Annotated in this window: 11 protein-coding genes and 1 pseudogene; 8 read left to right on the top strand and 4 right to left on the bottom strand. The window is 69.6% G+C overall.

From position 1 onward, the window contains the following. Positions 1 to 13 precede the first annotated feature (13 nt). From CLV40_RS31510 to CLV40_RS31540, 7 genes are all read left to right on the top strand, one after another. Positions 14 to 2,272 carry a phage tail protein gene (locus tag CLV40_RS31510; protein WP_104482659.1) on the top strand — a complete coding sequence of 753 codons (2,259 nt, stop codon included), beginning with the start codon at positions 14 to 16 and terminating at the stop codon, positions 2,270 to 2,272. Positions 2,273 to 2,306: 34 nt separating this feature from the next. Further along, positions 2,307 to 3,203, top strand: a complete 897-nt coding sequence (locus CLV40_RS31515; protein WP_104482660.1) for a phage tail family protein — start codon at positions 2,307 to 2,309, stop codon at positions 3,201 to 3,203. 21 nt (positions 3,204 to 3,224) lie between these two features. Beyond that, positions 3,225 to 4,265 carry a carbohydrate-binding protein gene (locus CLV40_RS31520; protein ID WP_104482661.1) on the top strand — a complete coding sequence of 347 codons (1,041 nt, stop codon included), beginning with the start codon at positions 3,225 to 3,227 and terminating at the stop codon, positions 4,263 to 4,265. Positions 4,266 to 4,592: 327 nt separating this feature from the next. Next, positions 4,593 to 5,408, top strand: a complete 816-nt coding sequence (locus CLV40_RS31525) for a hypothetical protein (RefSeq protein ID WP_104482662.1) — start codon at positions 4,593 to 4,595, stop codon at positions 5,406 to 5,408. A gap of 9 nt (positions 5,409 to 5,417) precedes the next feature. Then, on the top strand, positions 5,418 to 6,161 hold the full coding sequence (locus tag CLV40_RS31530) for a hypothetical protein (protein WP_104482663.1): 744 nt from the start codon (positions 5,418 to 5,420) through the stop codon (positions 6,159 to 6,161). Between the two features lie 74 nt (positions 6,162 to 6,235). Beyond that, positions 6,236 to 7,198: a LysM peptidoglycan-binding domain-containing protein gene (locus CLV40_RS31535; protein ID WP_104482664.1), complete on the top strand. Its 963-nt coding sequence runs from the start codon at positions 6,236 to 6,238 to the stop codon at positions 7,196 to 7,198. Positions 7,199 to 7,213: 15 nt separating this feature from the next. Then, positions 7,214 to 7,471: a hypothetical protein gene (locus CLV40_RS31540; protein WP_104482665.1), complete on the top strand. Its 258-nt coding sequence runs from the start codon at positions 7,214 to 7,216 to the stop codon at positions 7,469 to 7,471. A gap of 200 nt (positions 7,472 to 7,671) precedes the next feature. Here the strand turns inward: CLV40_RS31540 and CLV40_RS31545 are convergent, their stop codons facing one another. From CLV40_RS31545 to CLV40_RS31555, 3 genes and pseudogenes are all read right to left on the bottom strand, one after another. Continuing rightward, complete coding sequence (locus CLV40_RS31545; protein WP_104482666.1) at positions 7,672 to 9,234, bottom strand: recombinase family protein; 1,563 nt, start codon at positions 9,232 to 9,234, stop codon at positions 7,672 to 7,674. 18 nt (positions 9,235 to 9,252) lie between these two features. Further along, positions 9,253 to 9,417: pseudogene (locus CLV40_RS31550) on the bottom strand (antibiotic biosynthesis monooxygenase family protein); the annotation flags it as partial. Positions 9,418 to 9,426: 9 nt separating this feature from the next. After that, positions 9,427 to 10,881, bottom strand: coding sequence for a M1 family metallopeptidase (locus tag CLV40_RS31555; RefSeq protein ID WP_104482668.1), 1,455 nt, complete (start codon positions 10,879 to 10,881; stop codon positions 9,427 to 9,429). Positions 10,882 to 10,968: 87 nt separating this feature from the next. Here CLV40_RS31555 and CLV40_RS31560 point away from each other — a divergent pair, with 87 nt between their 5' ends. Continuing rightward, positions 10,969 to 11,721 (top strand): alpha/beta fold hydrolase, encoded by a 753-nt coding sequence (locus CLV40_RS31560; RefSeq protein ID WP_104482669.1) that lies wholly within the window; start codon positions 10,969 to 10,971, stop codon positions 11,719 to 11,721. Positions 11,722 to 11,899: 178 nt separating this feature from the next. Here the strand turns inward: CLV40_RS31560 and CLV40_RS31565 are convergent, their stop codons facing one another. After that, positions 11,900 to 12,907, bottom strand: coding sequence for an endonuclease/exonuclease/phosphatase family protein (locus tag CLV40_RS31565; RefSeq protein ID WP_181043858.1), 1,008 nt, complete (start codon positions 12,905 to 12,907; stop codon positions 11,900 to 11,902). Positions 12,908 to 12,928: the final 21 nt, after the last annotated feature.

The raw sequence follows: 12,928 nt of genomic DNA on the forward strand, positions 1-12,928 counted from the left end.
GGGGTGTACCCCCTTGGCGGACCCCGGTGGCCGCGAGATCGGCCGTGTCCGTGTCCGGGTCCTGCCCGGCACCGACGCGTTCGGAAGGTCCCTGTCCCGCTACCTGGACCGGGTCGAGCGCACCAGCGTGGTGCGTATCCCCGCTGTCCTGGACGCGGCCGGGCTCGCCGCCGACGCGCGGCGGGTCGCCGACACCGCCGAGCGGGCCGCCGCCGTCACCGTCGCGGCCGAGCTGGACGACGCCACCGTCCAGACGCGCTGGCGTGAGCTGGTCGCGCGGCTGTCCGGGGACACCGTCCACCTGTCGGTGGAGGTGGACAAGCGGGCGCTGGACCAGGCCCGCGCCATCGGCGCGGCATTCGGTCGGGTGGCGGGGACCACCCTGTCCATCGGCAACGCCGCCGGTGCCGCCCAGTCGCTGATCGGGATCGCGTCCGCCGCTGTGTCGGCGTCGGGCGCGCTGCTGCTGCTCCCCGCCGCCGGGGCCGCTGCCGCCGCGACCATCGCAACCCTTGTCCTGGGATTCCAGGGTTTCGGCGACGCGCTGTCGAGCCTGGATGACCCGGCGGCGTTCGCTGACGCGCTGGCCAAGCTCGCGCCCTCGGCGCGGGAGACCGCCCAGGCGGTCAAGGACCTGCAACCCAGCTTTGCCGGGTTGCGGTTGGATGTTCAGCAGCGGCTGTTCGCCGGGATGGGCCAGGAGGTCACCCGCCTCGGTGGCTCGTATCTGCCGGTCCTGCGGTCCGGGCTCGGCGGGATCGCCTCCGAACTCAACACGGGGGCGCGCGGCTTCTCAGCGTTCCTCACCTCGTCCCAGTCCTTATCGGACACCGGGGCCATCCTGGACAACGTCCGGGATTCCCTGGCCCGGCTCAACCCCGCCGGGGTCGCGGTCGCTCAAGCGTTCCGCGACATCGCCGCCGTAGGATCGGAGTTCCTTCCGCAACTGGCGTCCAGCCTTGCCGCCTCGGCGCAGCGCTTCGCCGACTTCATCGCCCAGGCCCGCCAGAGCGGCCAGCTCAAGACCTGGATCGGGGAGGGTCTGTCGACGCTGTCGCAGATGTGGCAGCTCCTGCGCAACATCGGCTCCATCGTGCGCACCGTGTTCGGTGCGCTCAATGACGGCGGTGGTTTCCTCGCCTTCCTGGTCGACGCGACCGGTCAACTCAGCGCGTTTCTCAAGAGCGCCGAGGGGACCGAGGTCCTGTCCAAGCTCGCGGACTTCCTCGCCGCCGCAGGCGAAGCCGCCTCCGGCGTGTTCGGTGCCGCCCTGACCGAGCTGGCCCCGGCCTTGATCAACCTGCTGCCCGCCCTGTCCCAGTTCGCGACCCAGATCGGGGGCGCGCTGGTCCTGGGGCTCCAGCTCGCCGGGCCGCTGCTCGCCCAGCTCTCGTCCTTCCTGGCCCAGAACGCGGGATGGCTGGGGCCGCTGGTCATCGGGCTGGGCACCCTCGCGGCCGTCGCCGGTCCGCTGGCAAGCGCACTGTCCTTTGTGGTCACTTCGGTACGGGCGGTGACCATGGCTTTCAACCTGATGAAGGTCGCGTTCGCCACAAACCCGTTCACCGCCATCGCGTTGGCGATCGTCACCCTGGTCGTGCTGGTCGTGACCAACTGGGACGCCATCAAGGCGAAGACGATCGAGATCTGGCGCGCGGTGTCAGACTGGGTGGGCGCTCGGGTGCGGGACGTGCTCGACGTGGTCGGCTGGATCGGCCAGCTCCCGGGCCGCGTCCTGGGGTGGTTCCGTGGCGTCCGTGACGGCGCCGTCAACACCCTGGGCGACATGCTGGCCTGGCTGCGCGGCCTGCCCGGCCGCATCATCGATGCCCTGGGGGACCTGGGAAGTCTGCTGCTCCAAACCGGCCGCAACATCATCTCCGGCCTGCTCAACGGCCTACGCGAGGCCGCAAGCGCCGTGGGCCGGTTCCTGCTGAACCTGGTCAAGGACGCCGTGGGCGATGTGCTGTCGTGGCTCGGCATCGCCAGTCCGTCCCGACGAATGCACCAGATCGGCGCATTCACCGCCGAGGGGTTCGCGCGCGGCATCGCCGACGCCACACCGCTGGCCGCGCGCGCGGCCGATCGACTCGCCAACGCCGCCACGTTCGACCCCGTGCGCGCCGACTTCGACACCACCGCCGCCGGGGCAGGTGCGGGCGTCACGGTCAACCAGAGCATCACCCCGCACCCGGACCAATCGCCCTGGTCCATCGCCACCGCCGCCAACAGGCAGATCGGCTACGCACTGCGTACCGGCGGACTGCCCTAGGACGCGACGGACCAGCCGGAGGGGGTGATGCCCCGTGCCGCCCTCGGGGCTCCCCCTCCGGGTCCGCTGGACCCTTGACGGCCTGGTGTTCAACGGCCCGCCCGACGCGGCGGGCCGGGAATGGGTGATCGACCGGGTGACCGGCTGGTCCGCCTCGCCCGGTGTTCGTGACTCGCTGGCCGCGCCACGTACCGGCGACCACGGCTCATGGCCCGGCACCGTCTACCGCGAGGCGCGCACGATCCGACTTGACGGCTGGGTCTACTCGCCCACCTGGGAGGCCCGCCGCGACGCCGAACACCGCCTGGCCGCGCTGTGCGCGGAGCCCGCGGGCCGGTATCCGCTGACCTGCACCGAGGAAACCGGCGACCTGGTCGCCGAGGTCGTCCAGGAGGACCCGACCTTGGTCACCATCCGGCCCGGCGGGCTGTGGCTGGACTTCTCCCTACAGCTCGTGGCCGCCGACCCCCGCAAGTACGGCCCCGAGCAGACCGCCGCCACCCGGCTGCCCGCCCCCTCCGCGACCGGCGGGTTGGACTTCACCGCGCCCGGTCTCGGCTTCGACGGGACCGGCCTGGACTTCGGCCCCCAGGAGCACACCGGACGCCTCACCGCCACCAACACCGGCACCGCCGACACCGCGCCCGTCCTCACCCTGACCGGCCCGCTCACCCCACCGGTCATCGTCACCCGCGACCGGGCGACCGTGACGTTCCTGGACCCGATCACCGCAGACCAACGGCTGGTCATCGACACCCGGCAGCGGCTCGTCCAGCTCGACGGCGTCTCCGCCCGCGCCCGCGCCATCGTGACCGACTGGGACGCGTTCACCCTGCACCCCGGCATCCCCGGGGTCTTCGTCCTCACCCACAACGACCGCCCCAACCCCACCGCGTCACTGACCCTCGCGTGGCGGTCGGCCTGGTGGTGACCGACCACGAAGGAGCCCCGGATGCCGACCACCGTCGACGGACTCGACCCCTGGGCGGTCAACCGCCGCATCAGCGAACGAGACGCCCGCTACGCACTCGGCGCGATCCTCGCACCCGCACCCGGTCGCCTCATGGGCTGGTCCTCCGGAGTCCTGCCCACCCGCACCGACAGCGGCGTGATCGCCGACCTACGCCCGCTGCTGCGCGCCAACGACGGCCTGGGCGTCACCATCGGCGTGGGCCAATGCGTCATCGAACGCACCGGACAAGGCCCCTACATCTGCACCCTGGACGACACCGGCCGCGTCGAGCTCGACCCGGCGGACCCCTCCCTGCCTCGCGTGGACCTGATCGTGGCACGCGTCTACGACGAACGGCTCGGCGACGCCCGCAGCGCGTTCGTCATCGAACCCGTCACCGGTCAAGCCGCGCCCGAACCCGTTGCCCCGCCCTTGCCGCCCGGCGCGATCCCGCTCGCATCCTTCGCGCTCCCACCCGCGACCCGCCAACTCTCCACCTCGATGCGCACCGACCTGCGCCGCGCCGCCGGAACCCGCGGCGGGATCGGTGTCCTGCTCCCCGGCGACGCACAAACCGACCCCGGCGCCTACCCGGGCCACGCCCGCTACCGGCCCACCGGCCTGGAAACCTGGGACGGCGAACGCTGGCGAGCCGGCACACCCGGCTGGACCGGCGAAGGTAACCGCTTCACCGTGCGCACCGGCATCCGCGACAACGCCGACATCAACAGTGTCGACATCCCCGACCCAGGCTGGCCCTACCGCATCACCGCCCAGGCATCGGCCGAGATCGTCACGACCAACTGCCGTGCCGACCTGTTCCTGCGCTTGGACAGTCCCACCGGGGGCATCTTCGGCGTCGGTGTCGGCCCCACCAACAGCGGCGGATGGTTCCAGACCCAGACACGCGGCACCGGGATTCTCACCGGCCCCCACACGGTCTACCTCACCATCGCCCGCCTGTTCGGCGACGGCACATGGGCAATCACCCCCTACAACAGCCACCTGTGGGTATCGCGTGAGCCCGTCGGACCGGTCTAGGGCTCATCGTCATGGCCCCAGCAGGACAGGGGGTGCGCGTCCCTGCCCCGCCTGCTGCTTGGGCATCTCCGGACCGGCGAGATCGTCGCCGAGCTGGACGCGCCCGCCGACTACACCGATCAGCTCTCCGCCGCCGGTTCCGCGCGCACGACACTGATCTTGGACGCGGTGCCACGGGAAGTCGATATCCGTGCCGTCACCGCACCGTGGCGTCATTACCTGGCAATCGCGGACACCGAACGGGTGTTGTGGGCCGGGCCGGTCATTTCCCGTACCCGCCGCGCGGGCGTGGATGAGCTGGACGTAACCGCCGCTGGGCTATGGGCGGTGTTCGACCATCGCATCCTGGCCCGCTACGGCGACTGGGCCTTCACCGACCCGCGCGCGGACCTGGTGCTGACCTACCGGTCACTGCCCGGCGTCGCGCTCGACATCGTCCGCGCCGCGCTGACCCGCCCCTATGGAGAACTACCCCTGTTGCTGCCGAGACTGGACAACTCCGGCGACGAGGACCGCACCTACTTCGGGCACGAGCTGGCGACAGTGGGCGAACGGCTCGGCCAGCTCACACGCTCCGAGAACGGCCCCGACCTGCACTTTCTTCCCCGATACCGGGCCGACCGCGCCGGGGTCGAGTGGGTGATGCGCGTCGGCACCCCGACACTCGCCCAAAGCGGTGAGCTGTGGCACGTCGACCACGGCCGCCAGCTCGTCGCCTACGGCTGGGACGAAGACGGTTCGGCGATGGCCGACGCCGTGACCGTTCCCGGGGACGGCGTCGAGCGCGGGCGACTGATCGGCCGCGCGTCCAACGACGCGCTGCCCCGGGCCGGGTGGCCCGCCCTCGACGCCGTCATCACCAGTCATACCAGCGAGAAGCGCCCCGCCGTACTGGCCGCGCACGCCCGCGGCTACCTCGACGTCATGCGGACCGGAGTCACCCGCGACAGCGCCACCGTGCGCACCGACACCGACCCGCGCCTCGGCCGCTACCTGGTCGGCGACCACATCGTCCTGACCCCGCGCCCCGACCGGCTCACCCTCGCAGGGCAGCGGCGGCGGCGCATCACCGCCATCACCTACCGGGGCAGCTCGCCGCACACCGTGGATCTCACCCTGGCCCCGGTCCCCGCCGTCTCCTGAAAGGACACCGTGCCCGTCACCTCCAGCCCCGACGATCTCGCCCACCGCATCACCGCCCTGGAGCGACAGGTCGACGAACTCGCGCGCGGAACCCTGTCCAACGCGGTTATCTCCAGTGGCGGCATCGAGATTCGCGACCTGGGCGGGATCAAGCTCATCGACCAGGACGGGCAAGTCGTGTTCCTCGTCGGCGGCCTCGCCGGGACAATGGCCCGCCCGGACGGCACACCCCAGCCGATCACCGCGATCAGTGACGATCGCGGCCGGTGGCGCATCACCGTCATGGACGACAACCCCCAGAACAAGGGCTACCGCCAGTACGTAGCCATCTGGGACTACAGCGGCAACATCATCGTCGGCGATGACGTCGACTCCGGCGCGGGTCTGGCTCGCCCCTACATCCCGCACACCGTGGCTCGCTCCCGCTACACCGACTGGGCCGCAACAACATCCAGCGACTGGGAAGCACTCGAAACCGCGACCCTCAACCGCCAACACCCCTACCTCGACGCACACGTGCGCTGCACCAGCGACAACCCGGACACGCGCGGGGAAGTCCGTCTGCGCGATGAGGGCAGCGGGGTGATCCTCGCGTCCGCACCCGTGGGATACGTGATCGACTACCGCTTCTGGCGCCAACCCATGCCCGGCCTGCACGGCGAGAACCGCGCTGTCCACCTGGAAGCCCGGCGCACCGCTGGGACCGGTGCGATCCGCGCCACCTTTGCCTACGCCTCCGGCGTCCAGTCCTGACCCAACCCGACCCGAGCCCGTCACCACCCGGTGGCGGGCTCTTTTTGTTCGCCCACAGGAGAACCACACAGCACATGACCGACTACGGCATCGACCTTTCCCACTGGAACCGCGTCACCGATTTCGGTGCGGTACGCGGTAACGGAATCTCCTACGCATCGGTGAAGCTGACCGAGGGCGTCGACTACATCGACAACGCCTCCGTCAGCCACGTCAACGGCGCCAAGGGCGCGGGCCTGCACGTCGGCGGCTACCACTTCGCCCGCGACGTCAACATCAACGCCCAGGTCGACCACTTCGCCGGGCAGCTCCGAGCCCGCGGGCTGCTCGCCCCCGGGTCCCTGGCCCCGATGCTCGACATGGAAAACGCCGACCTCCGCGACAACGGCAACCCGTTCGTCGCCGCGTTCATCACCCGCCTGCGCGCCGTCACCGGCATCCGCAAGGTACTGGTGTACGCCAACAGCGACTGGTGGACCCACGTCCTACGGCCCGACGAATGGGCCGACGCGGACGTGTTCCTCTGGATCGCCCGCTACAACGGACAGCCAGGCTCCCCCGGCTGGTCACACCCCCGCCTGGCGCTGCACCAGCACACCAACAGCGGGGTCGTACCAGGCATCCCCGGCAAGGTCGACCGCAACGCCACCATGGCCGGGTACAGCCTCGACCACCTCACCCTCGGCGCGGCCCCCGCTCCCGCACCTGCCCCCAACCCTTCACCGAACCCGGCCCCCGCGCCGACCACCTACACCGTGCGCGAGGGCGACACCCTCTCCGCCATCGCCCAGCGCAACGGAACCACCTGGCAGGAACTCGCCCGCACCAACGGGATCAGCAACCCCGACCGGATCTTCCCCGGCCAGGTGCTCACCCTCACCACCCCGGCAGCAGGCCGCTTCCACACCGTCCGATCCGGAGACACCCTCTCCGCCATCGCCCAGCGCAACGGAACCACCTGGCGTGAACTCGCCCGCCTCAACGCCATCGCCGACCCCGACCGCATCTTCCCCGGCCAGATCATCCGCCTGCCCTGACCCGGAGGTACAGCCATGACCCAACCCCGCACGGAACGACCCCGCCCCCTCCGCACCGCCGCCCGGATCGTCGGCGGCATCACCGCCCTCATCGCCGGACTCGCCAACAGCGGCGTCATCACACCCACCCAAGGCAACGCCATCCAAGGCGTCATCACCGCCGTCCTCATCCTGCTCGGCAGCCTCGGCATCGTCGTCCTCGCCGAGCCCAAGGTGACCCCGCTATCCGACCCCCGCGACGACCAGGGCCGTCCCCTGACACCCAGCGAGTAACACCGTCGCTGTAGCCCCGCCAGACAGGAATCGGCTGGGTCGAACAGCAGACCTGTTCGACCCAGCCTTCAACCGCTACCTACAGGGAGCCCAGATGACGCCGAAAGAGTGGGGCCAGAAAGAGGCCGCGAAGTCCCCCCAGTGGGGCGCCGACATGTGGGTCCGTGCTGGTCAGATTCTCGGAGTGGAACTCAAAATCCCTACGCTGCCGCGAGACTCGGCACCTGGATCTCCTTCCGCCATCGCAGTTCCAACAGGTCAGGATTGAATCGCCCACCCTTGCCTGCGGGGTGAATGACAACAGCGTGCAGCGCGAGCCGCAAAAAAGCCCGCTTCTGCGACAGGTCCAGCGCCACATCGGGGTCATCCGCAAACCACCGTTCTCGAATGTTCGCCGTGGTCGTCAGCGCCTGCTGCCCCGAGAGTACAAACTTTCGCTGCTCTCCTCTGAGGCGGTCGATCTCGACTTCAAGAGAGCGCACGGTCTCAAAGAAGAACCCGTCCGAGATTCCTCCAGACGCGTACTGCGTCTTTAGCGCGGACAGCCGCCTATACCTGTCGTCTAGTTGTTCCTGCCCTTCCCACTCAACATCCGTGACGTCAAACGCGGTAACCTCCTCAAGTTTGGCGAGCACGGCTTCCGTGACGAACTCATCGACCGCCGGCCCTTGGCGAGCGGTCCCCGCGCACCCTCCGTTGCACCTTGGCTGACATGAATAGTTGTGCCAAGAGTGCTTGGGTACCCAGGTGATCCGGTGACGTGTAAGGCAAAGCGACCCGTCGGCCTTGGGCTTGCCGCACCGCGCTAGGCCGGTAAGCAGGTACTTGGGTTCACGCAGGCCCAACTCTCCTGCCGTCTCACCACTAGGTCCGACAACCTTTCCCCGTCGAGCCTTGAAAATCGCGTCGATCTTCTTCCATTCTGCGGGGGTGACCAGCGCATCCCACTCCCCAACGATCGGGTTGCCCTTTTCGTCACACACAAGCTGGCCGTTGATGCTGCGATACCCGCAGATCCGAGGATTCTTCAGCACAAGCGCCAAGGTCTGCTGCTTGAATTGATTGCCCTCGGTCGTAAGGATTCCCTTCCTGCGCCATTCCAAGGTGATGGAAGCTGTTGAGCGGCCAGCAATGAAGTCTTTCGCAGCCTTATTGATAGCGCGACCGTTCACCGGATGCGCCGTGATCTTATCTTCGAGCCATCCAAACCGAGGCTTGCCACGGGGGACCTTACCCTCCGCTGCGCGGCGGCGGTGGTTGTTGCGCGCTCGCTTGCGCATCCTTCTCGACTCGGCCTTGGAGATCACAGCCCCCATGAGACCCATGGTTTCCACGTCGTCCGAGTAGAGGTCTTTCTTGCCTTGTTCATCCGCATAGACGCGACCATCATCCAAGGTGAACTCTTCAACGAATCGCTCGTAATCACCCGGACGCCGGATAAGTCGGTCCTCATGAACAACGATCACGCCTCGGATCTCAACGCCTTCTGTAGTCCTGCCGCGACGGAGCGCTACTAGCATCGTCTCGAAGTCTTTGCGCACAACGTTGGGCTTGCTGGCGGATCGGTCGTTGTCCTCGTACTCGTAGACGACGATCCAACCGTACTTCCTGGCGTTCACCCTGTTGTCGCGATGCTGGTCCTTGACTCCGTGGCGGTCCTTCTCGTCATCCTTGCTGATCCGCGCGTACCCAGCGACCGGGATGAGTAACCCGGCCTTGATCATGTCCAACTCTTCGTCGGTCAGTGTGACGGTATTTCCCATAGAACACTTCTATCACCTGGTGTAGACGAAGTACCTGGTCTCGCCCCCGGTCGGGCGCAGCAGCTCGAAGCCGAGGAAGCCGGGCTCGCCCTCCACGGCACCGAGGCGCGCGGCGAAGCGCCGCTCCAGCTCTGGGCCCGCGCCCTCGGGGACCTCGATCGCGTTGATCTTCACGACAGCCATGCCGCCAGGTTACTTGCGCAGCGTGCCCGGGTAGCGGAACTGGTCGGCCGGTTTGCCCGGTTGGTGGAACCACGCGTCGAGGAACGGGGTCAGGTCCTGCTCGGCGATGCGGTTGACCATGGCCTCGAAATCCGCCCAGCCCGCGTTGCCGTCGCGGTGGGTGGCGGCCCACTCGCGCAGCAGGCGGGTGAACTTCTCCTCGCCCAGCTGCCTGCGCAGCGCGTGCACGGCCAGCTGGCCCTTGTCGTAGACGGCGGTGAACTCGTTGCCGGGTCCCATGTCGACCAGCGGGCGGTTCCAGAACGGGTCCTTGGCGCGGGTCGCGACGGCGCGGAAGCGGTCGTCGAGGTTCGTGCCGTTGTGCTCCAGCCACAGCCACTGCGCGTACGAGGCCAGGCACTCGTTGAGGCAGATGTCGGACCAGCGGGTCAGGGACACGCTGTCGCCGAACCACTGGTGGGCCTGCTCGTGCACGATGACGTCCAGCTCGGCCCACTGCGCGTAGATCGGGCGGGTCTGGGTCTCCAGGGAGAAGCCGATGCTCTCGTTGACGAAGATGCCGCCCGCCGCGCTCTGCGGGTACGGGCCGAACCAGGTCGACAGGAACGCCAGCACCTCGGGCAGCCGGGCCTCGATCTGCTTCTTGCCCTCCGCGCCCGGTGCGTAGGCGTCGACCACCGGGGTGCCGTCGGGCAGTTGGGAGCGCTCGATGGTCCACTTGTCGATGCCGACCGTGGTCAGGTACGGCGCGACGCGGGTGGGCTCCTCCCAGGTGAACGTCGTCCACCCGCCGCTCGACGACGGCGGCTGCTCGCGGCCGTTCGAGATCACGCTCCAGCCGTCCGGCACCCGGGCGGTCAGCCGGAAAGTGGCCTTGTCCAGGGGGTGATCGTTGACCGGGTACCAGGAGCTGGCCGAGTGCGGCTCCCCGGCGGCGAACGCGCCACCCGACTTGGCGATCTGCCAGCCGCTCGGGCCCAGCGCCGCGTCGCCGCGGGCCGTGGGTTCGCCCGCGTAGGTCACGCGGGTGCGGAACCGCGCGCCGGACCGCACGACCGCGGCCGGGGTGATCACCAGCTCGCGATCGCCCGTGCGGGTGAACTCCGCCGGGGCGCCGTCGACCTCCACAGCGGACACGACCAGGCCGGAGAGGTCGAGGTTGTACTGGCTCAGGTCCGCCGACGCCGTGGCCGTCACCGTCGTGTCGCCGTCGAGGTGCTTGGTGGCGGGGTCGTAGGAGATGCCGACGTCGTAGGCGAGGACGTCGTAGCCGCCGTTGCCGTCGTCCGGGTAGTACGGGTCGCCGATCCCCGCCGCGCCGGCCACCGAGATCGGCGACTGCGCCGGGGACTTCCCCGGCGACCCGCCCGGGGCCTCCTTGGGCGTCCCCGGCTCCGCGGTGTCCGTGCAGGCGGTGAACGCCAACGCGGCCACCAGCACGAGTACGACTCGGACGCGGGGCATCGCGGCACTCCAGACGGCTCGGGGGTTCGCCAGACCATCATGGCGGCTGGGCCGTACCGCCGCTGTTGGCTCGGGCAAACTCGCCCCATGCCGCACCTGACCCACTTCGGCGGGGACGGACCGCCGATCCTGCTGCTGCACGCCCTGATGGGCCGGGCGAGCACGTGGTGGCCGGTCGCCCCCTGGCTCACCGCCTACGGCCGCGCCGTCGGCTTCGACGCGCGCGGCCACGGCCGCAGCCCCCACCGCGGCGGGACCTGGCGCACCCCGGACTTCGTCGCCGACGCCGCCGCGGCGGCCCGCGGGTTCGCCGAGCCGACCGTCGTCATCGGACATTCCATGGGCGGCCTGCACGCCCTGGCCCTGGCCGCCGACCACCCGGACCTCGTGCGCGGAATCGTCATCGAGGACACGGGCGTCGACTTGCGCGGACGCACGGTCGAAGACTGGCGCGCGCTATTCGACGCGTGGCCGGTGCCATTCCCGTCACTACGACACGTGCGCGAGTTCTTCGGCCCAGCCGGGGACTACTTCGCGGAGTGCGTGGAGGAACGGGAGGACGGCTACCACTTCCTCGCGCCGCCGCAGGAGTTGTTCGGCATCGCCCAGGAGTGGGGCGAGCGGTCCTATTGGGACGTGGTGGACCGGGTGCGGTGCCCGGTCCTGGTGGTGGAAGCCGAGCACACGGTGATGCCCGCCGGGCAGCAGGCGGAGATCGCCCGGCGCACCGGCGGGACGCACGTGGTGGTCCCGGGCAGCGGCCACCTCGTGCACGAATCGGCGGAAAGCGGATATCGGGGCGCGGTGGAGGCATTCCTGTCGGCGCTGTTGGGCCGTTGACGAAAAGGCGCCGGCGGTACCGTTGCGGGTATGGACACAGCCGCCTGACAGGGACCTCCCAGGGAAGTGCTGGGCCATCCCGCGCCGATCCGGCAATTCGCCACCCGGACGAATCACACAGTGGACGGAAGTGCCGTTGCGCGCGCGGCGGAATCGGCCGCGCCGTATTGGCCGTGACCTAGTCCGGTAGGGCGACCTCGGCGAAGAGGGCGTTGTGGTCGCTGCCCGGCAGGTCGTACACGGCGGCGTTGGGGACGGCGATCCGGCGGTCCACGAGGATGTGGTCGATGGTGACCGGCGGTCCGAAGTCGCTGAGCGACGACCAGGTGGGCCGCATCCCCTCCCCCGCCTTCTCCGCCCCGTCGTCGTAGCCGCGGGCCATGAAGGACGTCAGGGCGTTGTGGTCGAGGGTCGCGTTGAAGTCGCCCGCCAGGATGCGGGGGCGGCCGTCCGAGTCCGGGTTGGGCAGGGACGCCAGTTCGCGCTGCCACGTCTTCCGGTCGGTGTCGCTGTTGACCGGCGGCACGATGTGGACCGCCACGACCTCGATGTCGACCGGCCCGGAGAGGTCCAGCACCGCCGCCGGGTTCTCCAGCACCGTGTTCTCCACCAGCACGATCTGTCGCAAAGGGACCTTCGCCAGGATCCCGCTGCCGCTCGCCCCGCCCATGGGCCGCACCACGCGGTAGGGCAGCAGTCTGTCCACTCCGGCCGCGTCGAGGGCGTCGAGGGCGGCCGGGGTCAGTTCCTGCAAGAAGAGGACCTCGGTCCGGGTGTCACGCACCAGGTTGACCAGGGTCTGCGGATCCGCCTTGCCCAGCATCAGGTTGGCGGTCAACACCCGCAGGTGCTGCCCCTGCGGCATCGGGTCGCCGTCCGGGAGGATCCGGGGCAGCAGCAGGACACCGAGGGACAACGACGCGACCAGGCCGATCAGGGTCAGGGACCGGCGGCGCAGCAGCAGGCAGACCAGGGTCACCAGCAGGCCGAAGCCCGCCGCGTACGGGGTCAGCGACAGCGCGGCCACGGTCAGGTTGTTGCCGTCGATCCCACCCAATCGGAGGACCCCGAGCGCCAGTACCGGGAGCAGCAGGAACGCCAGGAACACAGTCACGCCGCGGCGGCGCCGGGGCTTGCCCGGCTGCTCCTGCGCCTGGTCCTCGTAGGCGATCGTCGACTCAGCCACGCCGTTCGTTCCCCCGCTGGT

Origin of the sequence: Actinokineospora auranticolor (genome assembly GCF_002934265.1) — a bacterium.
Lineage (GTDB): Bacteria > Actinomycetota > Actinomycetes > Mycobacteriales > Pseudonocardiaceae > Actinokineospora > Actinokineospora auranticolor.

Bases quoted from the DNA above. Each gene is read 5' to 3' on its own strand.
- CLV40_RS31555 (WP_104482668.1), bottom strand. From the start codon at position 10,881: ATGCCCCGCGTCCGAGTCGTACTCGTGCTGGTGGCCGCGTTGGCGTTC.
- CLV40_RS31560 (WP_104482669.1), top strand. From the start codon at position 10,969: ATGCCGCACCTGACCCACTTCGGCGGGGACGGACCGCCGATCCTGCTG.
- CLV40_RS31535 (WP_104482664.1), top strand. From the start codon at position 6,236: ATGACCGACTACGGCATCGACCTTTCCCACTGGAACCGCGTCACCGAT.
- CLV40_RS31520 (WP_104482661.1), top strand. From the start codon at position 3,225: ATGCCGACCACCGTCGACGGACTCGACCCCTGGGCGGTCAACCGCCGC.
- CLV40_RS31545 (WP_104482666.1), bottom strand. From the start codon at position 9,234: ATGGGAAATACCGTCACACTGACCGACGAAGAGTTGGACATGATCAAG.
- CLV40_RS31540 (WP_104482665.1), top strand. From the start codon at position 7,214: ATGACCCAACCCCGCACGGAACGACCCCGCCCCCTCCGCACCGCCGCC.